General features: G+C 64.5%; 16 protein-coding genes. 7 read left to right on the forward strand and 9 right to left on the reverse strand.

Going from position 1 to position 22,902, the window contains the following annotated elements; all coding sequences use genetic code 11:
* Positions 1-49: 49 nt before the first annotated feature.
* Positions 50-2,512 carry a M66 family metalloprotease gene (locus AAFF19_RS17025; protein WP_220459092.1) on the reverse strand — a complete coding sequence of 821 codons (2,463 nt, stop codon included), beginning with the start codon at positions 2,510-2,512 and terminating at the stop codon, positions 50-52.
* 750 nt (positions 2,513-3,262) lie between these two features.
* Between AAFF19_RS17025 and rpsU the strand changes: the two genes are divergently transcribed.
* Entirely contained in the window at positions 3,263-3,475 is a 213-nt protein-coding gene (rpsU, locus tag AAFF19_RS17030) for a 30S ribosomal protein S21 (protein ID WP_005799779.1), read from the forward strand.
* A gap of 212 nt (positions 3,476-3,687) precedes the next feature.
* On the forward strand, positions 3,688-4,134 hold the full coding sequence (locus AAFF19_RS17035; protein WP_182120781.1) for a GatB/YqeY domain-containing protein: 447 nt from the start codon (positions 3,688-3,690) through the stop codon (positions 4,132-4,134).
* Between the two features lie 122 nt (positions 4,135-4,256).
* Here AAFF19_RS17035 and AAFF19_RS17040 read toward each other — a convergent pair whose 3' ends face one another.
* Positions 4,257-5,204 carry a LysR substrate-binding domain-containing protein gene (locus AAFF19_RS17040; RefSeq protein ID WP_182120782.1) on the reverse strand — a complete coding sequence of 316 codons (948 nt, stop codon included), beginning with the start codon at positions 5,202-5,204 and terminating at the stop codon, positions 4,257-4,259.
* 124 nt (positions 5,205-5,328) lie between these two features.
* Here AAFF19_RS17040 and AAFF19_RS17045 point away from each other — a divergent pair, with 124 nt between their 5' ends.
* Positions 5,329-6,429: a tartrate dehydrogenase gene (locus AAFF19_RS17045; RefSeq protein WP_182120783.1), complete on the forward strand. Its 1,101-nt coding sequence runs from the start codon at positions 5,329-5,331 to the stop codon at positions 6,427-6,429.
* A gap of 26 nt (positions 6,430-6,455) precedes the next feature.
* Here the strand turns inward: AAFF19_RS17045 and wrbA are convergent, their stop codons facing one another.
* Positions 6,456-7,055 carry an NAD(P)H:quinone oxidoreductase gene (gene wrbA / locus AAFF19_RS17050; protein WP_182120784.1) on the reverse strand — a complete coding sequence of 200 codons (600 nt, stop codon included), beginning with the start codon at positions 7,053-7,055 and terminating at the stop codon, positions 6,456-6,458.
* A gap of 215 nt (positions 7,056-7,270) precedes the next feature.
* The gene (gene pmbA / locus AAFF19_RS17055; protein ID WP_342720612.1) at positions 7,271-8,713 is read right to left on the reverse strand and encodes a metalloprotease PmbA; all 1,443 of its coding nucleotides are present in this window, start codon (positions 8,711-8,713) and stop codon (positions 7,271-7,273) included.
* 65 nt (positions 8,714-8,778) lie between these two features.
* Between pmbA and yjgA the strand changes: the two genes are divergently transcribed.
* From yjgA to AAFF19_RS17070, 3 genes are all read left to right on the forward strand, one after another.
* Positions 8,779-9,450 carry a ribosome biogenesis factor YjgA gene (gene yjgA, locus AAFF19_RS17060; RefSeq protein WP_034695770.1) on the forward strand — a complete coding sequence of 224 codons (672 nt, stop codon included), beginning with the start codon at positions 8,779-8,781 and terminating at the stop codon, positions 9,448-9,450.
* Positions 9,443-10,054: a molybdopterin adenylyltransferase gene (gene mog, locus AAFF19_RS17065; RefSeq protein ID WP_008907032.1), complete on the forward strand. Its 612-nt coding sequence runs from the start codon at positions 9,443-9,445 to the stop codon at positions 10,052-10,054. The genes yjgA and mog overlap by 8 nt, the downstream gene beginning before the upstream one ends.
* 185 nt (positions 10,055-10,239) lie before the next feature.
* On the forward strand, positions 10,240-11,166 hold the full coding sequence (locus AAFF19_RS17070; RefSeq protein WP_342720613.1) for a hypothetical protein: 927 nt from the start codon (positions 10,240-10,242) through the stop codon (positions 11,164-11,166).
* Between the two features lie 13 nt (positions 11,167-11,179).
* On the opposite strand, the gene cysE is transcribed toward AAFF19_RS17070, so the two are convergent.
* Positions 11,180-11,959, reverse strand: a complete 780-nt coding sequence (cysE, locus tag AAFF19_RS17075; protein ID WP_342720614.1) for a serine O-acetyltransferase — start codon at positions 11,957-11,959, stop codon at positions 11,180-11,182.
* A gap of 35 nt (positions 11,960-11,994) precedes the next feature.
* A complete protein-coding gene (locus AAFF19_RS17080) occupies positions 11,995-12,789 on the reverse strand; it encodes an RNA methyltransferase (RefSeq protein ID WP_182120790.1) in 795 nt (264 codons plus the stop codon).
* Positions 12,790-12,965: 176 nt separating this feature from the next.
* Here AAFF19_RS17080 and AAFF19_RS17085 point away from each other — a divergent pair, with 176 nt between their 5' ends.
* Positions 12,966-13,922: an inositol monophosphatase family protein gene (locus AAFF19_RS17085; RefSeq protein WP_182120791.1), complete on the forward strand. Its 957-nt coding sequence runs from the start codon at positions 12,966-12,968 to the stop codon at positions 13,920-13,922.
* 201 nt (positions 13,923-14,123) lie between these two features.
* Here AAFF19_RS17085 and AAFF19_RS17090 read toward each other — a convergent pair whose 3' ends face one another.
* The 3 genes from AAFF19_RS17090 to AAFF19_RS17100 are packed head-to-tail and all read right to left on the reverse strand — an operon-like array spanning position 14,124 to position 22,781.
* Positions 14,124-15,254: a two-component system response regulator gene (locus AAFF19_RS17090; protein WP_342720615.1), complete on the reverse strand. Its 1,131-nt coding sequence runs from the start codon at positions 15,252-15,254 to the stop codon at positions 14,124-14,126.
* A gap of 24 nt (positions 15,255-15,278) precedes the next feature.
* On the reverse strand, positions 15,279-20,174 hold the full coding sequence (locus AAFF19_RS17095) for a PAS domain S-box protein (RefSeq protein ID WP_342720616.1): 4,896 nt from the start codon (positions 20,172-20,174) through the stop codon (positions 15,279-15,281).
* A 60-nt stretch (positions 20,175-20,234) separates the two neighbouring features.
* Positions 20,235-22,781 (reverse strand): EAL domain-containing protein, encoded by a 2,547-nt coding sequence (locus AAFF19_RS17100; RefSeq protein WP_342720617.1) that lies wholly within the window; start codon positions 22,779-22,781, stop codon positions 20,235-20,237.
* Positions 22,782-22,902 lie beyond the last annotated feature (121 nt).

The following is a 22,902-nucleotide window of genomic DNA, read 5'->3' on the forward strand; positions in this document are numbered from 1 at the left end:
ACCAGCTTGCTGACAGCAGGCAAGGAAAACTACCTGCCGCCAGCGGCGCTCAACGCGCTGCCGTCACGGCCTTTTCCAGCCGTATCACGTTCGCGCCACTGGCCAGGGCCAGCGCCAGACTGTCACTCATGACCAGACCACTCCACTGCTGGTTGACCCCACCCGTGCAGTTGTAGGTGATCAGTGTGCCGAGATCGTTAGTCAGTCTGCCGGTGTTCAAGTCCATGCAGCGGTTGCCGCGTGCGATGCGCTTCGGGACGCTGACGTCCCACACCTGCTCGTCACGGCGCAGGTCGCACGCCGTCAGACGCACTGGGTTGCTGCCACCCTGGTCGGTCAGACACAGCTCCAGCTCGGCACGGCTGCGGATGCTACCGCGCCCGTCCAGCACCCACTGCTCCTCGACACCGCCCGAGCACAACGCCTTGGCTGCAATGCGTACGCTGTCGCCCACTTTCTGGATGCATTGGCCCCCAGGCATGGTGATGGTTTGGCCGGTGGGAACGATGGGCTTCCCATCGTCCAGACCCAGTGTGCGAACGAAGGAGCGCAGCGCACTCTGTGCTTCTGGCACACCAGCGTCCAGTGCACCGGCATAGGTACTGATCCAGCGGTTCAGACGCAGCGCCTGCTCCTGCTGCTGGGCGTAGCGAACCCGCTGTACGTCGGCCGCACCCGCCAGACCCACTGGGCTGTCTCCCCAGCTTTCGAACAGCAGCTGCGCATTGCCAGATAGCGCCAGTACGTTCTTGCCAGCCAACCCCTGCAACGCGGTATCCAGCTGCGGCAGCTCGGCCTGGCGCAGCGCGGAATAACCCGCCTCCTTGCCCACTACGACGGGCGCAGGCATTGCAGGCAGGTTTTGGGGGATCTCCAGCGTGTACAGCTGCTGCGCGGGCTGGCCTGGTGCCTGGCATTGCAGCTTAGCCTGCGAGGGTAGCTCACTTTGGGCCAGATTCACATGCAACTTGTTGACCAAACCAGCCTGCATGCGCTTGCCCGCCAGTGCGATGCGCTGCTGCGCGCCACTGGCGAAAGCGACGGTCAGCCAGCACTCGCGTGGCTCGCCAGCACTGGCGGCGGTCGCTGGCAGATTAAATACATTTCCCCAATTGCCACGCAGGGCAGGGTAGATCAACGCACTGCCCGTTTCCGGATCGTAGCCACCCAGCAGGGTGATCACGGGAACTCCGTGCAGCCGCGGCGCGAGAAACTTGCCGTTTGCGCTGTTGAACCAGACAGTGTTCTGATTGGGCACGCTGGGCGCAACGGGTTCCATCGTGCGGGTATCGGCATTCCACTTCACGTAGCCGGTGGCCGTTGCAGGAGCGGGTACAGGCTTGTCCAAACTAGGCTGGATCCTGTTCCTGGTGCTGTACCCCGTGTAGTGCGCGTACTGGGACAAACTGCTAGCGTAGTGGCCACCTGCCATGGAATCAGTGTTGAAACTGTACGTATCGTCCAGCACGGGCATGCCGGACAAGCCGTCGTTCTTGCCGCGCGTCCAGTGGATGTTGGCGCGCATGCGCTTGCGGTAACCGATATAGCCCCAGCCACTGTCGTGATGGTGTCCGGCCCAGAAGTAGTCGTTGCCGTTCTGGCCAGGGTAGTGGCCCAGGCCGTAGTGATGGCCGATCTCATGGCTGAACTCGTTGCCACGACTTGTGCTGAGCGTCAGGATACTGTTGCCGCCGCTCAGGCCATGGTTTTGCACCCCATTGGCATACACACCGCGCGCGTGGTGGATAACCACGCTTTGCGTCACCTGCGGTTGCTGCTGCGACTGCATGCCGGAGCTTGTCACACCCCAGTTGGCCAAGTTGATCCCGACACTGAATGTGGATTTTGCCGTGTTCTCGCGCATGTCGCCGCTGTACACATCACCGTTGACGGCGCTCGCCGTATCGTAAATAACGCCGCTGGCCACCATGACGCGGGTCAGCTTTACGTCCTCATAGTAGGCAGCGGTTATGCGTGCGGCGGGAATGGTCTGGAGGTAGTCTGTCGCTGCTTCAGCGGGATTCGTGCGGAACCAATGACCACCGCTGTTGTTGACAGGCGGGTCGGTGAGCATGCCCAGGCGGACGCTGTGCACTACCAGTTCGGCAGGGGCCGCGAAATCGATGGCGCTGGCAGCCAGAGTGCCGGTACGTCCCCGGCTGTCGGTCACGCGAAGCTCCATGCCTGGCTGCACCCAATCCCAAGGCAGGGCAACGCTCCAGGCACGGCGCGAATAGACATAGTCCGCACGTGCGTTGCTGACATAGTCCGAGCGCGGGATCTCATTGGGGTGACGCAGGGTAAGTGTGCCTTTTGATTGACCGTTCAGGACCACCATGACCTTCACCCCATCCACCTCACCTAGCGAAGCGTCAGGCGTAATCATCAGCAGCGCCTCGCGCTGTGCCGTCAGGCGTGGCATCTGGCGGGCTTCGTTGCCGGATGGGTCCACGGTGTGACTCTGGGCGAACTGCACCATGGCCGGAAAAGTGCCGCCCAGGTCGTTACGCACGCTGCGCGAGCTCCTATTTCTGTCCTTGTCATAGAAGCCAAGCGCATCAATAGGTGTGAATTTTCCGCCCACTGGCTCCGGATAGGCAGTGGTTGGCGGTGGAGGCGGCGCGGGTGTGGGCGGTGGAGGCGGCGCGGGTGTGGGCGGCGGAGGCGGCGCGGGTGTGGGCGGCGGAGGCGGAGGCTGCTCACTTGGCAGTTCTGGCTCAGGGTGAGGATGGTCGGGATGATAGGGATAGCCTGGCGTCGGCGTGGGTGCGGGCACCGTCGGAGCGGTTGTGTCGGGAACTGGCGACGGGGGAGGCTGCACGGGTACGTTTTGAACGGGCGGAATGATCTGCACCGGGGGCGCGGAAGGCGACTCGTCCGACGCACTGCCGCCACAGGCGCTGAGTGCACTCACACTCATCATGAGGGCAGTCAGCTAGGCCCACTTACAAGGATCCATTGAATTCACCAAATGAAACAAAAGATGAGCATTCTAGGAAGCGCTGGAGAGCTCTCACGGCTGGATGACAACGTAGTAACAATGTTTTTCAAATAACTATTTTCCATAACCATTGCCGCTATTTTTAATGTTTTGCGACCGGATGCTGCACAGCCATAACGGATAAACCGCTATAATCTCCGGCTTTGCTGGCAATGCCCCGTCGGCCAAATACTAGTTACAGACGGGGAAACCGCTTCGTACGGACTTGAGGCCCGATCTCCCCAAGCCCCTCTGCAGGCACCATTTGGAAAACATTAGCTAATGACTACGATCCGCGTAAAAGAAAACGAACCCTTTGACGTTGCCCTCCGCCGCTTCAAGCGCACCATTGAAAAGCTCGGCCTGCTGACCGACCTGCGCGCCCGCGAGTTCTACGAAAAGCCCACCGCCGAGCGCAAGCGCAAGAAGGCGGCCGCCGTGAAGCGCCACTACAAGCGCGTTCGCAGCATGCAACTGCCCAAGAAGATGTACTGATCTATCTTCGGCCCCGAGCCTTTTGCTTGGGTCCCAGAACCCGCGCTAGGGACGCCAAGCGCGGGTTTTTGTTTTTTCGGGTCTGCCAAAAGGCTATCTGGCGTCGTTGCAGCGCCTTGCCGTAGCGAAACTACTGTCTGCGGCGCTGCGCCTGGCCAGAGGGGCTTTGTGCAAACCCTCCTTCTCTGCTTGATCAAAAAAAGGAAGCTGCCATGAGCCTCAAGGAAAAAATCACCGAAGACATGAAGACCGCCATGCGCGCCAAGGACAGCGAGCGCCTGGGCACCATCCGCCTGCTGCAGGCCGCGATGAAGCAAAAGGAAGTGGACGAGCGCATCGAACTGGACGACGTGGCCGTCGTGGCCATCGTGGACAAGCTCATCAAGCAGCGCAAGGACTCGATCACAGCGTTTGAAGGCGCGGGCCGCCAGGACCTGGCCGACAAGGAAAAGGCCGAGATGGCCGTGCTGCAGGCCTACCTGCCCGAGCGCATGTCTGCCGAAGAAACGCTGGCCGCGGTGAAAGCCATCGTGGCCGAGCTGGGCGCCGCAGGCCCTGGCGACATGGGCAAGGTGATGGGCGTGGTCAAGACCCGCCTGGCAGGCAAAGCCGACTTGGGCCAGGTTTCGGCCGCGGTGAAGGCGGCGCTGGCAGGCTGATCCGCCAACGACCAAACCCCGTTAACGCCAACCCGCGGGCCGCACTACGGCCTGCCGTGCGGTTAGTATCATTTTAATAGCTGCTTACGCTTACCAGATAAGCGCCAGCAGCTATTTTTGCTTCAAACTGCGCCGTTGTCACCGGCACCCTCATTGCCCGCCGCCTGCGCCATCCACCCGGCGCGAAAGTGCTCCTGGAGGAACTCCACGCACACGCGCACCTTGGCAGAGCGCTCCAGCCGCGTGGGATACACGGCCCACACATTGGCCTCCTGCCGCCACTGCGGCAGCACCTGCACCAGGCGCCCGGCCTGCAGCTGCGCGCCCACATCCCACAGCGAGCGCAGCACGATGCCGCGGCCGTCCACCGCCCACTGCACGGCCATCTCGCCGTTGTTGGCCGACAGCGGGCCGCGCACCTTCACCGATTCTTCCTGCGCGCCGCTGCGCAGGCGCCACACGCCAAACGGGTGGTCGCGCTCCTTGATCACCAGGCAGTCATGCGCAGCCAGGTCCGCCACCGTGCGCGGAGCGCCCTTGCGCTGCAGGTAGGCGGGCGCTGCACACAGCACGCGGTGGTTGTCGGCAAGGCGGCGCGCGATGAGGTGTGGCGCAATCTCGTCGCCCACGCGCACATCCAGGTCAAAACCCTCGCCCGCCACGTCCACCAGCCGGTCGAACACCTCCAGCCGCACCTGCAGGCCGGGGTGCTGCTCCACCAGCCGCGACAGCGCAGGCGCCACGATCTGCCGCCCAAAGCCGAAGCTGCTGCTCACGCGCAGCAGCCCGCGCGGTGCGCTGCGGGTGATGGCGACCTCTTGCAGCAGCTGCTCCATATCGTCCAGGATGCGCTGCGCCCAGTGGAAAACGCGCTCACCCTCCTCCGTCACCGCCACGCGGCGGGTGGTGCGGTGCAGCAGCCTCACCTGCAGATCCTGCTCCAGCAGGCGGATGCGCTTGCTCACGTAAGCCGGTGAGGTGCCGAGCTCGATGGCGGCGGCGCCAAAGCTGGACTTGCGCACCACCGCAGCGAACACGCGCAAGTCGTCGGCGGCAGGGTTTTTATGCACGATGTGTGAAGGATGAGGCTACGGTTGGCGGATTGTAGTTATCGTTGGCGCTCGGATAATGCGGTGCAACCGCGCCCCTTGCATCGGCGGCGCTCTCCCATTCCTCACCCACCTGCTTCACACCATGAACCTGCCCGCCACCAAAACCTATCGCATTGCCGTCATCGCCGGAGACGGCATTGGCAAGGAAGTGATGCCCGAAGGCCTGCGCGCCACCCTGGCGGCCGCAGAACGGTTCGGGCTGGGGCTGGAGCTGCACACGTTCGAGTGGGCCAGCTGCGACTATTACGCGGCCCACGGCAAGATGATGCCCGACGACTGGAAGGCCAAGCTGGCGGGCATGGACGCCATCTTCTTCGGCGCGGTCGGCTGGCCCGCCACCGTGCCCGACCACATCTCGCTGTGGGGCTCACTGCTCAAGTTCCGCCGCGAGTTTGACCAGTACATCAACCTGCGCCCCGTGCGCCTGTTTGAAGGCGTGCCCTGCCCGCTGGCCGGCCGCAAGCCCGGCGACATCGACTACTACGTCGTGCGCGAGAACACCGAGGGTGAATACACGTCGCTCGGCGGCATCATGTACGAGGGTACCGACCGCGAGATCGTGGTCCAGGAATCGGTCTACTCGCGCCACGGCGCCCACCGCCTGCTGAAGTTCGCCTTTGACCTGGCCCAGAGCCGTCCCAAAAAGCACGTCACGCTGGCCACCAAGAGCAACGGTATCGCCATCAGCATGCCCTGGTGGGACCAGCGCGCCGATGATGTTGCCAAGGGCTACCCCGAGGTCACACTCGACAAGCAGCACATCGACATCCTCACCGCCCGCTTTGTGCTGCAACCCGGCCGCTTTGACGTGGTGGCCGCCACCAACCTGTTTGGCGACATCCTCAGTGACCTGGGCCCGGCCACCACCGGCACCATCGGCCTGGCGCCCTCGGCCAACCTGAGCCCCGAGCGCAAGTTCCCCAGCCTGTTCGAGCCTGTGCACGGCTCGGCACCGGACATCTATGGCAAGAACATCGCCAACCCGATTGCCATGATCTGGTCGGGCGCGCTGATGCTGGACTTTCTCACCGGGGGCCAGGGCGCGGGCCGGCAGGCACACGACGCCATCGTCACAGCCATCGAAGAGGTGATCAAGAGCGGGCCGCGCACCCCCGACCTGGGCGGCACGGCCAACACCACACAGGTGGGTGAGGCCGTTGCGGGCCTGATAGCGCGGCGGTAATCCCCCCGGGGGCCCTCCCGTAACCGTCAGGTGAACAGCTTGCTGGCGGTCTCGGCGATCAATTTGCCCTGGAACCGGGCACCGTCCAGATCCATGGCGCTGGGCTGGCGCTGCCCCTGGCCGCCCGCAATGGTGGTCGCGCCGTAAGGGCTGCCGCCCACCACTTCGTCCAGCGTCATCTGCCCTTGGTAGCTGTACGGCAGGCCGACGATCGTCATGCCGAAATGCAGCAGGTTGGTGATGATGGAGAACAGCGTCACCTCCTGCCCACCGTGCTGCGTGGCCGTGGAGGTGAACGCACCCCCTACCTTGCCATTGAGCGCACCGCGCGCCCACAGCCCGCCCGCCTGGTCCAGAAACGCGGCCATCTGCGAAGGCATGCGGCCAAAACGGGTGGGGGCGCCGACGATGATGGCGTCGTAGCCCTCAAGCTCTGCAACGGTAGCTACGGCAGCTGACTGGTCCAGCTTGAAATGCGCGCCCTTGGCAATGTCTTCGGGCACGGTCTCCGGCACCCGCTTGACGTCGACTGTCGCGCCCGCAGAGCGCGCCCCTTCAGCCACGGCCTGGGCCATGGTTTCGATGTGGCCGTACGTGGAATAGTAAAGAACGAGAACTTTGGACATGGTGGCTCCTTGAATCCTTGAGGGGTTGACGCGCCCGCTGGTTGCGCGGCACCCCACGATATTGCGTTTCGTTCATGACAGCAATGGCATGCGAAAGCGCAGCGGCATCAGACGACAGCCGATTGTCACGACCGCGCCAAGCGCCTGGCACCCACCAATAAAAAGCAGCCCAAGGCTGCTTTGTTGTTCGGGACCTGGCTGCAGCGTCGCAGCTGTCAGCTACCAGCCACCTTCATGCGGTTGACGAGAATCGAGCCCACCGTCTTGGCCCCGTAGTTGTAGGCGTCTGCCCCCACGGCCTCGATGCCCTTGAGCATGTCTTTAAGGTTGCCTGCGATGGTGATCTCGTGCACGGGGTAGGCGATCTTGCCGTTCTCCACCCAGAAGCCGCTGGCGCCGCGCGAGTAGTCGCCCGTCACGTAGTTCACGCCCTGGCCCATCAGCTCCACCACAAAGAGGCCCGTGCCCAGCTTTTGCAGCATGGCGTCGAGGTTGTCGCCCGCTTGCGTGAGGCGCGAGGTCATCACCAGGTTGTGCGAGCCACCCGCGTTGCCGGTGGTCTTCATGCCCAGCTTGCGGGCCGAGTAGCTTGAGAGAAAGTAGCCTTCCACGCGCCCACCCTTGACCACCTTGCGCGGCGCCACGCGCACACCTTCTTCGTCAAAGGGCGAGCTGCCCTTGCCGCGCAGAATGAAGGGGTCTTCCAGGATGTCGATGTGCTTGGGGAAGACCATCTTGCCCAGCGAGTCGAGCAGGAAGCTGCTCTTGCGGTACAGCGAGCCACCGCTGACGGCCTGCACAAAGCCGCCCAGCAGGCCGGCGGCCAGGGTCGACTCAAACAGCACCGGGCATTGCGTGGTGGGGATCTTGCGCGAGCCCAGGCGGCTCAGCGCGCGCTGCGCGGCGTAGCGGCCCACGGCCTCGGGCGAGGCGAGCTCGGCCGCATCGCGCATGGAGCTGTACCAGGCGTCGCGCTGCATCTCGGCGTTCTTGCCGGGCAGCGAGGCGATGGGCGCCACCGAGAAGCTGTGGCGCGAACTGGCATAACCGCCGCGAAAGCCGCGCGTGTGGGCGCTGAAGAAATGGCTTTGCTGCGCCGATACGCCTGCGCCTTCGGTGTTGGTGATGCGGCGGTGCGTCTTGAGCGCGGCAGCTTCGCAGGCCCTGGCGATGTCAGCGGCTTCTTCGCTGGTGATGGCCCAAGGGTGGAAGAGCTGCAGGTCGCGGTGCGTGTCGGCCGGGGCGATGTCATCGGCGTCCGGCAGGCCTGCCATGGGGTCTTCGGCCGTGAAGCGTGCGATGTCGTACGCGGCCTGCACGGTCTGCTCGATGGCCTTGTTCGAGAAATCGGACGTGCTGGCGTTGCCACGGCGTTTGCCAAGGTACACCGTCACGCCCAGGGATTTATCGCGGTTGCGCTCCACGTTCTCCAGCTCGCCCTTGCGCACGCTGACCGACAGGCCGCAACCCTCGGACGCCTCGGCGCCTGCGTCGGTGGCGCCGAGCTTTTTGGCATGGGCCAGGGCGCGGTCCACCAGGTCTTCAAAGAACGCGCGGCTGTAGCTGAAGCCGTTGTCAGGGGTGCGGGAGGTGGCAGGCGCGGGCGCAGCGGCAGCCGCGCTTTGGGCGCGCGCGGCGCGGGTGGAGGGTTTTTTCATAGCGGCAGCTATGATACTTGTCGCTGTGGCGCGCTCTGCGCCGCTTCTCTTTTTGCCCCCACCCCATGTCACGCAAACCCAAAAAAGGCTACTTTGTGCGAGGCCAGTTTGTTGCCGAAGGCAGCGAACTGGACATTCAGCTCAAGGCCGAACTCAAAGGCACGCCCGATGCCAGCCGCACCGATCTCAAGCGCGAAAGCGACGAACTGCAGGAGCTGGGCAAAGAGCTTTTGAGCCTGCGCGCCGACCTGTTCGACGCCGTGGGCCTGCCCGACAAACTGGTGGAAGCCCTGGCCGAGGCCAAACGCATCACCAACTTTGAGGGCAAGCGCCGCCAGATGCAGTACGTGGGCAAGATCATGCGCAAGCTCGAACCCGAGCTGGTGTTGGCCGCCCGCCAGGCGCTGGAAGAACAGCACAAGGGCTCGGCCACCGAAAAGATGCAGTTGCACCTGGCCGAACACTGGCGCGACCGCCTGATTGCCGATGACGAGGCCCTGGCCCCGTGGATGGCCGAGCATCCCACCACCGACACCCAGCAGCTGCGCGCCTTGGTCCGTCAGGCCCGCAAGGACGCGCAGCCTGCGGGCAAGGAAGCCAACGTCCAGGTCTCGCAAGGCCTGGCCCCGCGCAAGGGCCGCGCCTACCGCGAACTGTTCCAGCTGGTGCGCGAGCACCTGGGTGGCGCGGGCGCAAACGATGCCAGCGACATTGACGAGGACCACGGCGATGAGTGAGCGTTCCGCCCTGCACGACCCGGTGAAGATCGGCATCGTCTCCATCAGCGACCGCGCCAGCACGGGAGTCTATGAAGACAAGGGCCTGCCTGCGCTGCAGGACTGGCTCTCGCGCGCACTGCACAACCCCATCACCTTCGAATCGCGCCTGATCCCCGACGAGCAGGACGGCATCAGCGCGGCGTTGATCGAACTGGTCAACGCAGGCTGTTGCCTGGTGCTGACCACCGGCGGCACGGGCCCTGCCCTGCGCGACGTGACGCCCGAGGCCACGCTGGCCGTGGCGCACAAGGAGATGCCGGGCTTTGGCGAGCAGATGCGCCAGATCAGTCTGAAGTTTGTACCCACCGCCATCCTGTCGCGCCAGGTGGCCGTGGTGCGCGACCAGAGCCTCATCATCAACCTGCCCGGCCAGCCCAAGGCGATTGCCGAGACGCTGGAAGGCCTGAAAGATGCCGAGGGGAAACCGATCGTGCCGGGCATCTTTGCGGCGGTGCCGTACTGCGTGGACCTGATTGGCGGTCCCTATCTGGAAACGCGCGACGAGGTCTGCAAGGCGTTCCGGCCCAAGAGCGCTGTCCGAGCGCCTAAGCCAACGCTCTAAGCTTTTTCCCAAAGGCTTACAGCCGCCATCACACCCCTGCTTGCAACCGGCAGGGAACACCTGTTTCACGCAGCCTTTCTATCGCCATGCCCATCTACCGTTGCAACCAATGCAGTTTCGTTTCAGAAGACGCCACCACACCGGTTGGGACAAGGGTCGCTTGCGGACGATGCGGTACTCCCAGCATGGTCTATGGCACTGTGTTCTACGTGGAGAAGCTGGTCGAACGGTATTTTTCCGCACTGCGCGAAGTGGCAGCCCTCCAGCAGCCCGACAAGCCAGTAGAAGACGTCCCCAGCCCAAGCACCACGGGACCCGCGTCTGTGCGGGTAGTTCCGTCGGAAACACTTGTCGGCATTGATTCGAACAACACGACCTTGCTGGCTACGGCTGAGCAGCACGCTCCGCTGCAGGCGTGGTTTTCTGCCCGGAAGATTGAAGCCCGCTTCGACTACACACTGGTGGACACCAGCGGGTTTTTCGATGACGCGGCGCGGATGCTGGGAGAGGGGCATGCGCTGTATGCTGAACTGATTGACCGCGTCCGCTTTGCCTACCGCAAGAGCCACGGGTGGATCAACCTTGAGCTGGGGAACCTGCCTCAAAAGGATGCGCAAGCGATCAATACGCTGTGCCGCCAGCTCTACAGCCATACATTCTTCTCGAGGTATCACTACCAGAAACCCGAAAAAATTGTCCGTCTGACCTTGCAGACGGCGCCTGCCGTGCGTCAATTCTTTGAAGGCGGATGGCTGGAATGGTACGCCTTCATCGAGTTGCTTACCCAGTTGCGCAAGCACGGGCGGCCTGCGTCTTGCGCGCGTAGTGTGAAGGTCGTGTTCCCGAACGACGATCTGCATGAATTGGACGTGATCGCGTTGCCAGAAGGCCAGGCGCCAATCTGCATCGAATGCAAATCCGGAGAGTTCCGTCGCGACATCGACAAATATCTTCGTCTGCGCAAGCGCCTGGGCATCGACCGGAGCCGTTTCATCATCTGCGCCACTGATTTGAACGATGAGCAGGCAGCAGGCCTCACGACCATGTACGAGTTGACCTTTGTGAACCTCGAATCACTCGGCCGACACCTGCAAACGTTGGTGCAAGGCTGAAGCCCGCCAGCCGCTACTTGCCCACCAACTCGTTGAGCTTGCCCGCCTCGAACTGCTCCTTGAGCGCGGCATCACACGGCACGCAGTCCTTGTTCTGCGGATTGGCAGACAGCTTCTCGATGGCCTGCCACAACAGCGCAATCTGGTGCTCCTGCGACGAGGCGTTGTCGATCAGCCCGCGCATGGCCTGCGAGAGCGGGTCGTCCTCCTGCGTGATGCCGTAGGCTGTGAACTTGGGAGGCTGCTGGGGTTCGGTCACGTCGGCGCTCTGGCCTTCTTTGGACGGAATGATGCGCGCGGGGATGCCCACGGCCGTGGCACCTGCGGGCACAGGCTTGATGACCACGGCGTTGCTGCCGATCTTGGCGCCGTCGCCCACTTCAAAGCCGCCCAGCACCTTGGCGCCCGCGCTCACCACCACGTTTTTGCCCAGCGTGGGGTGGCGCTTGCTGCCCTTGTACAGCGAGGTCCCGCCCAGCGTCACGCCCTGGTAGATGGTGCAGCCGTCGCCGATCTCGGCGGTCTCGCCCACCACCACGCCCATGGCGTGGTCAAAGAACACGCGCTCGCCAATCTTGGCGCCGGGGTGGATCTCGATGCCGGTGAGCCAGCGCGAGAAGTTGGAGATGAAGCGGCCCGGCCATTTGAGGCCGTTGTTCCAGCACCAGTGCGCGGGGCGGTGCAGCCAGATCGCGTGCAGGCCCGGATAACAGGTGACCACCTCCCACGTGCTGCGCGCGGCAGGATCGCGGTCAAGGATGCACTGGATATCGGAGCGCAGGCGGGCAAACATCGGTTCTTTTCGTTATGCGTTGTTGGCCGCACAGTCTAGCGTTTCGCCTCTGCGGCCTCGATCATGGCTTTGGCGACACCTCTCAAGATGTGGATTTCTTCAGGGCTGAGCTGCGCGCGATTGAAAAGCTGGTTAAGGCGGGGCATGAGCTTCTTGGGTGCGGCGGGGTCCAGAAAACCGATGGTGGTAAGCGCCTGCTCCCAGTGGCCCAGCATGCCCGCTACCTGGGCGGCGTCGGCCAGGGCGCGCTGTGGTGTGGCATCCAGCACCGGGAACCCGCCCAGCGCCATGCGCCATTCGTAGGCAATCACCTGGATGGCGGCCCCGAGGTTGAGCGAGCCAAAGCCGGGGTTCGTGGGAATCGACAGTGCCACATGGCAGCGATAGACATCCTCGTTGGTCATGCCGAAACGCTCGGAGCCAAACAGGAAGGCGACACCCGCCTGGCGCACGGCCGCAGCTTCTGAAATATTGGTGTTTCTGGCCTCCAGCGCTTGTCCATCAAGCGTCAATAGCTCTTTTTTTAATAGCAAATCGAAATGTTCCCGCGGCGCTGCCGTGGGTGGCCCGAAGTCGCGCGGGGTCATCGCCGTGGCGCACAGGTGGCTGATGCCGTCCAGCGCTTCATCCAGCGTTGCCACGATACGGGCGTTTTCCAGCACATCCAGGGCGCCACTGGCGCGCTGGATGGTTTCCTCGCGCCGCAGCACGTTGGCCCAGCGCGGGGCCACCAGCACCAGGTCATCAAACCCCATGGTTTTCATGGCGCGTGCGGCAGCGCCCACATTACCGGCGTGGCTGGTGTTGATCAGGACAAAACGGGTCTTCATGGAGCGGATGGACGGGAGGGGAAAAGCGGCCGGTTAGGCAAAAATGAGGCACTGCGGGTAAAATTCCGCCCTCTATTGTCGCCGCCCGCATCGCCGGGACTGGCCCGACCTCCCCGCTCATCCTGTACGCAGATGCCCGCGCCACCCTGGCCGCGCGCTGCCAACCACCACAATTTATGTCGTCCAACCTGCACCCCATGCTTAACGTGGCCATCAAGGCCGCACGCGCCGCCGGCGCCATCATCAACCGCGCGGCCCTTGACGTGGAATCGGTGCGGATCTCGCAAAAGCAGATCAACGACTTTGTGACCGAAGTGGACCACGCGTCCGAAAAAATCATCATCGAGACGCTGCTCACGGCCTACCCCGGCCACGGCATCCTGGCCGAAGAGTCGGGCAGCGAATACGGCGCCAAGGATTCGGAATTTGTCTGGATCATCGACCCGCTGGACGGCACCACCAACTTCATCCACGGCTTTCCCGTGTATTGCGTCAGCATTGCGCTGGCCGTGCGCGGCAAAATCGAGCAGGCCGTCATCTATGACCCCTCGCGCAACGACCTGTTCACCGCCACCAAGGGCCGGGGCGCCTACCTGAACGAGCGCCGCATTCGTGTAAGCAAGCGCACCCAGCTCAAGGACTGCCTGATCTCCACGGGCTTTCCCTTCCGCCCGGGCGACAACTTCAAGAGCTACCTGAACATGATGGCCGACGTGATGCAGCGCACCGCCGGCCTGCGCCGCCCCGGCGCCGCCGCGCTGGACCTGGCCTATGTGGCTGCGGGCTTCACCGATGGTTTCTTTGAAACAGGCCTGTCGATCTGGGACGTGGCTGCGGGCTCGCTGCTGGTGACCGAGGCTGGTGGCCTGGTGGGCAATTTCACGGGCGAGGCGGATTTTCTGGAGCAGCGCGAGTGCCTGGCCGGCAGCCCCCGCATCTACGGCCAGCTGGTGCCTATCCTCTCCAAGTACAGCAAGTTTGCGAGCGCTGGCGACAAGGCGGCTGTGCGACAGGCGGCTGCGGCAGACGCACCTGTCAGCGCTGAAGCCGAGGCTGCAGCCGATGTGGAGCGCGACACCACGGGTTCCGCCCCACAGGCCGACGCCCCCAAGAGCGAAGACGCGCCGTTCTAAACCCATCCACCGCGCACGGCAGTTAGGCCAGCACACGATGACCAATGGTGAGATCTCCTAGCTGAACCGTGCAGCGGGCGAGACGCACACCAGTGCAGCCGTGCAAGGGCAGCCCCGCCGCACTGGCTGCGTCCCCCTTCCCGAATTGCGCAGCAATTCGAGAGAAGGGGGAAGCGACGAAGTCGCTCAGGGGGTTGTCCTTTATCCAGGGTCGGGATACTTCTCGGCGATGCTGCGGAAGTCTTCCGCAATGTCCACAAACGCGTCCACCATGTCCGGGTCAAAGTGCGTGCCTTTGCCGCGAATGATGGTGTTGCACGCCTGGTCGTGCGAAAACGCGGGCTTGTAGACGCGCTTGCTGATGAGTGCGTCGTACACATCGGCCACCGCCATCAGGCGCGCCGACACCGGAATGGCATCGCCCGCCAGGCCCTGCGGGTAACCTGAGCCATCCCATTTTTCCTGGTGGCTGTAGGCAATCTCTTTGGACAGGCTCAAAAATGGCACCCGCATGCCCAGGCGCCGCTCTGCCTTGTCGATGGCGTTGCGGCCCAGGGTGGTGTGGGTTTTCATGATCTCGAACTCTTCCACGGTGAGCTTGCCGGGCTTGAGCAGGATGCTGTCAGGGATGCCGATCTTGCCGATGTCGTGCAGCGGGGCGGACTTGTACAGCAGCTCGATCATGCGGTCGTTGAGTACGTGCTCGAAGCGCGGGTGGTCGCGCAGCCGCTCGGCCAGCACCTTGACGTACAGCTGGGTGCGGCGGATGTGGTTGCCGGTTTCATCGTCGCGCGTCTCGGCCAGCGAGGTCATGGCCATGATGGTCACATCCTGGATGGCCTGCACCTCCAGCGTGCGCATGGCCACTTCGCGTTCCAGGTAAGAGCTTTTGTCACGCAGGAAGTCCGCCGTGGCCTTGAGTGCCAGATGCGTGTTGACCCGCGCCAGCAGGATGGGCGGACTGATGGGCTTGGTGATGTAGTCCACCGCGCCCAGCGCCAGGCCCATGCGTTCGTCGTCCGGATCGGAACGGGCGGTGAGGAAAATCACCGGAATATCGCGCGTGGCAGGCAGGGCCTTCAGGCGCCGGCACACCTCATAGCCGTCCAGGTCCGGCATCATGATGTCGAGCAGGATCAGGTCGGGCGGTGCGTCGGACTGGGCGATCTTGAGCGCCTTCTCGCCGTGGTTGGCCACCTTCACGACATAGTGCTCGCGCAACAGGCTGCCCATCAGGGTGAGGTTGTCGGGCGTGTCGTCCACCACCAGCACCGTCGCAATGGGTTTTTCGACAAGGGTGGACTGCGGAGAGGCAAAGGGCGCGTTGTCCATGGAGGTTCCTGGGTGAGGTGCCGGTCAGTGAGGCGCGTGCGCGGGAGGTTCGTCCGTGCGGGGCGCAGCATGGATCACGGCCATGGCCTGTTCAAAATCAAAATTCAGTGTATGCATCTCCACCACCTTGAAAGCGCTTCCCAGCACAGATTGGAGCAATGCGGCATTGTGTTGGAAAAACTCGCAGGCTGCAGGATCGTCATGTTCCAGAAGGTCGCACAGCGCCTGCAAGGCTTGCGCAGGTTCCAGTGGCTGCGGCGGCGACCCTGCAGCGACTGAAACCGCGCCGTTGCCTGGCGGCACCGGCGTTTGCGGGGTTTGCGTCCATGCCTGCAACGGCTCCAGCACCGGGCTCAGGGCGGCGCCCAGCGCCGCCAGCAGGCCGCCGATGACTTCATTGCCGCCTTGTCCGCCCCGGATGGTCTGCTCCAGCATCCGGGCATGGGCAGACACATCCAGTGCCCCGATGTTGTCCGCGACCGAGCGCAGGGTGTGCGCCAGGCGCTCTGCCAGCACCATGTCCCCCGTGCGCGTGGCCTGCTCCAGCTCGGCCAGCACGCCTGACTGCCCGCGCACAAACCTGCGCAGCATTTCGGCATAGAGATCGGGCTTGCCCAGCGCCCGCTGCAGGCCCAGGGCGGTGTCCAGGCCGGCGATGGCAGGGAAAACGGGCGCGGGGCCCGCATCGGCACCAGGCGGTTCCACCCGCGCAAACATCGCGCCCGAAGCCGGTGCGTGTGCCGCAGGCATCGCCCCCAACCCGGGCCGCGGCCGAATCCAGCGGCCCAGGGCGGCCCAGAGTGCCGCAGGCTCGATGGGCTTGGCCACATGGTCGTTCATGCCCGCGGCAAAGCAGCGCTGGCGGTCTGCTTCCATGGCGTTCGCAGTCATGGCCACAATGGGCAGTTGGGCATGGCGCGGGTTGCTGCGCAGCCGCCGCGTGGCGGTTTCGCCGTCCATCACGGGCATCTGCATGTCCATCAGGACCACGTCGTAGGCCTTGCGCTCGATGCACTCGATCGCCGCCTCGCCGTTCTCGGCCACGTCCACCGCGAAACCGGCCTCCCGCAAAAGCTCCACGGCCACCATCTGGTTGAGTTCGTTGTCCTCCACCAGGAGCACCGAGGCACCCCGGATTTCCAAAGGCAATTGCTCGGCAGCCGGTGCGGTGGCCACCACGCGGCGGGGTGCGGCGGGCGCGTGCTCCAGCGGCTGCATCAGCGTGTCGAACAGCAGCGACGCATTCACCGGCTTGATCAGTACGGTGTCGATCCCCTGGAGCCGCGCGGCACGCATCACATCTTCGCGCCCGTAGGCGGTGACCATCAACATCTTGGGCACCTGCGCCATCCCCAGGCCCTTGATATGCCCTGCGAGCTGGATGCCGTCCATGCCGGGCATGTGCCAGTCGAGCAGCAGCAGGCCAAACGGCTGATGCCGCGCCATGGATTCACGCAGCCGGTCCAGCGCCTCCAGCCCCGAATGCGCCTGCTCCACGTCAAAGCCCATGGACGTCAGCATGTCGGACAGCACTGTGGCGGCCGTCTGGTTGTCGTCCACCACCAGCACGCGGCGGCCGCGCAGATCGGGCGGTGGCAGCAGCACGCGCGCCGGGGCGCCACGCTCCAGCGGCACGGTCACCCAGAAGGTGGAGCCCTGCCCGAAAATGCTTTCCACCCCCACCTCTCCGCCCATCAGCTCCGCCAGGCTCTTGCAGATGGCCAGCCCCAGGCCCGTGCCGCCATAGCGGCGGGTGGTGGACGTATCGGCCTGCTGGAAGCTCTGGAACAGGCGTCCCATCTGCTCTGGCGTCAGCCCGATACCGGTGTCACGCACCTCAAAGCGCAGCAGCACCCGGCTGCCTTCAGACTCCATAAGCCGCACGGCGATGCTGATCTCCCCGCGTTCGGTGAACTTGATCGCGTTGTTGGCGAAGTTGATGAGGATCTGCCCCATCCGCAGGGAATCCCCGATGAGGTTGGGCGGCACATCCGGCGCCACATCGCAGACCAGCTCCAGCCCCTTGGCACCGGCCTTGTAGCCCACCACATCCGCAACACTGTCCAGCATGTGGTCGAGCGCAAAGGGGTGTTTTTCAACCACAAGCTTGCCGGCCTCGATCTTGGAGAAATCAAGGATGTCGTTGATGACGCCCAGCAGGTGCTGGCCTGCCTGCTGAATCTTGCTCACGTAGTCGTGCTGGCGGTCTGACAGGCCCGACTTGAGCGCAAGGTGCGACATGCCGATGATCGCGTTCATGGGCGTGCGGATCTCGTGGCTCATGTTGGCCAGGAAGTTCGATTTGAGCGCGGTCGACTCCTCGGCCAGCTCCTTGGCACGGCGCAGCTCCTGCTCGGCGCGCTGCCGGTCGGTGATGTCCACAAACGTGCCAATCGCACCCCCTGGGGATCCGTCCGCCCGCGAAAAACCATGCAGCCAGAAAAGCGTGTGGTGCACCTTGCCATCGGCATACGGCAAGTCCACTTCCTTGTGCACCGATTGGTCGCCGTGCAGGGCCTCCCGGGCATCCGCGTCAAAACGCTCGCGATCGGCAGCGGGCAGGAACCCGAGGTCCAGCACCGTCTTGCCGATCAACGCCTCGCGCTGCACCCCGAAGGCCTGTTCATACGCGCGGTTGAAACCGATATAGCGGCCTTCGGCATCCTTGTAGAACAGGGGCACGGGGATGGCGTCAATCAGAGCCTGCTGGAAATCCAGCTGCTCGGCGACACGGGCCTCCAGCAGCTTCTGGTCGTGGATGTCCACATTCACGCCCACCACACGCACGGCACGGCCTTCGCCGTCGCGGAAAATGCGCGCCGCCGAAAGGAACCAGCGCTCCTCGCCATCCGGCCGCACGATGCGCCACGAATCACGAACATGCAGCGCATCGCCCGACACGGCTTGCGCGAACAGCGCGCTGGCGCGCTCACGGTCCAGCGGGTGCAGCATGTCCTCCCAGTCCCTCTGCGTGCGCCGCTGGGTGCCCGGTGGCAGGCCAAACATGGCCAGGATCTTGTCGCTCCACAGCACCTGGTTGCTGGCAAGATCAATATCGAACACGCCGATCTTGCCCGCCTCCTGGGCCAGCTCCAGCCGGTCTCGGGCCTGCTGCATGGCGATCTCGGCCTGCCGCTGCTCGCTGACATCTTCAATCACCCAGATCGACGCGCTGGCAAACCCCTCCATCTGCAGGCTGCGGCCTGCCAGGCGGGCTTCAAACCGCGTTCCGTCCAGGCGGTACAGCGTGGTGGTTTCCCGCACGGGCTGGCCCGCAAACAGACTGGGGCCAACGTGTTGCTTGAAACTGTCCCACTGGCGCGCCCCGCCAAACAGTGCCCCCACGCCCTGGCCCAGCAATTGCGAGACGGTGCCTCCCATGAGCTCCACAAACGCGGGGTTGAACTGGCGAAACTGCCCATCGCACAGCAGCACGATAGGCGGCGCGTTGTCGAAGATGGCCGTCTGCTGCTCCAGCAACTCGTTGAGCAGGCGCTCGCGCCGCACCAGCTCGGCCTGGGCCTGAATGCGCCCGGATACATCTTCGTGCAGGCCCACGATGGCGATGCGCTTTCCGGCTGCATCAAAGACGGGCGACAGCGTTGCCTCGTCATGGTAGATGCCTCCGTCCTTGCGCCGGTTGACGAACTGCCCCTGCCACGATTGCCCCGAAAGCAGGGTCGCCCACATCTGCTGGTAAGTCTGCGCAGGGGTCTGGCCGCTGGCCACCAGCGAAGGTTTCTTGCCACGCACTTCGTCCAGCGTGTAGCCGGTGTTGCGTTCATATTGGGGATTGACCCAGTCAATCCGGCCATCGCCATCGGTGATGACCACCGATACAGGACTGTTGCCCAGCGCGGCACCCAGCACCCTGAAGCGTTCCATCGCGGCACGCACCCGTGCACGACTGCGCAGCAGGTCCAGCAGCAACAATCCAAGCAGACAAAGCGCCACAAACGCACCGCCCGCCAGCTTGGCCCGCTCATTCCAGGGCAGGAGCGCGCTCACATCGTCCAGCATCACCAGCTGCCACTGGCCTCCCGGATCGTTCCAGTCCACCCGGCGCCGCTCGACCGCGTGCGGCGTGCCGTCCAGAAAGACGTCCTGCGCGTCGGGCGTAAAGGGCAGCGACGAGGCCACGCCGTTGTCAAAATGGCTGCCAAACTGGCGTGAGGCCCGTATCGCATCAATGCGCGCCTGCGTGAGCGGGGGCGCCACGGCAAACAGCCATTCAGGCCGCGTGGAAGAAAACGTCACCCCCTGGGGCGACAGCAGCACCGTGGGCATGCCCGTGCGCCGCAGCACCTCGTCAAACAGTTCAAAGCCCACCTTGAACATGACCACGCCCACGATGCCGCTCGAAGGGGTGTCGCTTTCATACAGCGGCGCGGCGTAATAGAGGCCCCGCTCCTGCGAGTTGCTGCCGATGGCGGCATACACGCTGATGGCACCGTTGACCGCCTGCTGGAAATACGGCCGGAAGGAAAGATTCATGCCCGTGGAGCGCCGGCCAGCCGTCTCGTGGGCCACCACCGTGCCGTCACGGGACATCACATACACACCGTTCACCAGGAAGCGGCCGCGCGCCACACTCAGCCGCGCAAGGGCCTGCGGGTCGTCAGGTGCAAGCTCGCCCAGCGCCATGGCCTTGAGCAGGGGCTCGCTCAGGCCCAGCAACGACACGGCGCCCAGCATGCCACCGCCGGTGATGCGGGTCTGCAGGGCATCTACCGTCTGCTGCAGCATTTGGGAGCGTTCGGTGGCACGCTCAGCGCCCTTCCAGTGCATGGCAGCCAGCACCACCAGCCACGCGCCCGCCAGCGCCAGGGCCACCACCAGCAAAACGCCATGCACGCCCGGGCCCTTGCGGGCAGGCATCTTGTCCAGAAACCCGCCCGCGCCTTCACCGGCCCGCTTCACACCCGGCTCCCGGCCGCGCGCGTGCAGCAGTTCATCCGGCGCATGCAGGAGGTCACCGGGCTAGGGCAGTGAATGCAACATCGCATGGATGTCCTCCACCGGCCCCGGCCGCCCAAACAGATACCCCTGAAACCCCTCGCACCCGTGCAGCCGCAAAAACGACAGCTGCCCCGTCGTCTCCACCCCCTCGGCCACCACCTGCAGGTCCAGGCTCATCGCCAGCGCCAATATGGTGCGCACGATCGCCGCGTCGTTGGGGTCACTGAGCACGTCCCGCACAAAGCTCTGGTCGATCTTGACCTGGTCGAGCGGCAGCCGCTTGAGGTAGGACAGGGACGAGTACCCGGTGCCAAAGTCATCCAGCGCAAAGCCCACGCCTTCGCTTTTGAGCTGCACCATGCGCGCGATGGTGTCTTCGATGTCCCCCAGCAGCAGGCTTTCGGTGAGTTCCAGCTTGAGTTTGGCCGGTTCTGCGTGGTGCTCTTTGAGGGTCTGCAGCACTTCGGCCACGAAGCCGGGTTGCCGGAACTGCCGGGCGCTGACGTTCACGGAGATGCAAAGGTGGGCGGTGGCTTCGTGCTGGCTCCAGCGCTGCAGCTGTGCGCAGGCGGTTCTGAGGACGTATTGGCCCAGCGGGAGGATGAGGCCGGTCTGTTCGGCCAGGGGGATGAAGTCGCCGGGGCTGATCATGCCGCGCTGGGGGTGGCGCCAGCGCACCAGGGCTTCTGCGCCCAGAAGGCGCGACTGGTGGTCCACGACGGGCTGGTAGTGCACCAGCAGCTCGCCCCGGGCCAGGCCCTGGCGCAGGTCGGCTTCCAAGTTGGAGCGGGCGTTCACGGCGGCCTGCATGTCGGGGTCGAAGAAGCGCTGGGTGTTGCGGCCTGCGGCTTTGGCCTGGTACATGGCCAGGTCGGCGCGTTTGAGGAGTTCGTCCACCGACAGGCGTTCGTCGCCAAAGAGGGTGATGCCGATGCTGGGGGTGCTGTAGTGCTGGGCACCGTCCAGGTCAAAGGGCTGGTTCAGGCTGGCCAGGAGTTTCTCGGCCACGGTTTCTGCCTGGGTGGCGGCGTCTTGCAGGTCGGGGGCCAGGGTTTCGAGCATGACGACGAATTCGTCGCCGCCAAAGCGGGCCACGGTGTCGGCTTCGCGCACGCAGCCCACCAGCCGGGTGGCCACCTGGGCCAGAAGCTGGTCGCCCACGTCGTGGCCGAGGGTGTCGTTCAGATCCTTGAAGTTGTCGAGGTCGATGAACAGCAGGGCGCCCAGGGCCTTGGTGCGCTGGCAGGCGGCGATGGAGCGCTGCAGGCGATCGAGCAGCAGGCGTCGGTTGGGCAGGCCGGTGAGGGCGTCGTAGAAGGCCAGGCGTTCGATTTCCTGCGCAGCCCGCTTTCTGTCCGTGATATCCATGGTGAAGCCGTGCGACACCACCGAGCCATCGGGTTCTCGGTGCGGTATGGCGTTGGTCATGTGCCAGCGGATGCTGCCGTCATCCATGCGCACGCGGTATTCGCACTGCCACGGCACCAGCTTGCGCACGGAAGTGATGGCCGTGCGCTGCACGTGCGGCAGGTCTTCGGGCACCACGCGCAACACCAGCACGCCATGGTCGGCCGTGACTTCGTGCGGCTCCACACCCATGAACTCACGCACCGCCTCGCTGATGTACTGCACGCTGGTGGTCCCGTCCGAATGCAGGCGGTACTCATAAATGAAGCCGGGGATGCGGCTGGCGATGCGCTGGATGAACAGCAGCTGTTCGCGCAGTTGCTCGGCCGCACGGTGCTCGTCGGTCACATCCTGCACCACGCCCATCACCACCTGCACGCCATCGCGCGGCAGGGTGCGGCGCACCCGCGAGCGCATCCACCGCACTTCGCCATCCGGGCGGCGCCAGCGGTATTCCACATCCAGCCCCGTCCCCGGTTGCCGCGCCCTGTCGAACACATGGCGGTCTTCGGGCACGATGCCACTGACAGCGCGTTCCGGATCGACCCATTCCTGTTGCTCGAAACCCGCAATGTCACACAGGCCGGGGGACCACAGCAACACCGTCTCACCCGGGTCTTCAATGCGGCGCCAGTGGCCCGTGCGGGCCAGGCTCTCCATGGTGTTGAACACCTCGGTCTGCTCGCGCAGTTCGCGGCGCACTTCTTCCAGGGCCTGCTCGGACGCCGCAAGCGCGGCCCGCAGCGTCTCGGCCTCCGACGCGTCGCGTACGGTGACCACAATGCAGTCGTGGGTCACACGGCGGGCCGACAGATCCCAGGCCAGCAGCAGCCGGCCGGGTTCACGCACCACCTGGCGGCATTCAAGCGGGGCGCCGATGCGGGCCACACCTTCGAGCTGATCCATCAGCGCCGTGCCGGCCAGCAGATCAAAAACCTCGCTGGCGTCCGCACCAGGGTTGCGCACTGCGCCCAGGCCAGGCATGCGGCGGGCGGCCGCGTTGGCGGCCAGCAGCGTCAGGCGGCCATCCTGCAACCGGAACTCCATCAACGCCACCGGCACGGCGTCCATCAATGCCTGCAGACGCGCCTGTGCCATGGGTTCGATGGGCCCATCCCCGAACGGGGCGAGCAGATCGGTCAGCAGTTCGGACGAAATCACGGTCGCTCTGAAGCCTTTGAAGCCTGCGGATGGTATGAAACCCGCTTGCAGACAGCGGGGCCGACGGTCAAAGCCAATGTGCCAGCATACAGGCAAGAGTATGTCAAAACGTAACCAAAGA

The sequence above is a fragment of the Acidovorax sp. FHTAMBA genome, assembly GCF_038958875.1.
GTDB lineage: Bacteria > Pseudomonadota > Gammaproteobacteria > Burkholderiales > Burkholderiaceae_C > Acidovorax.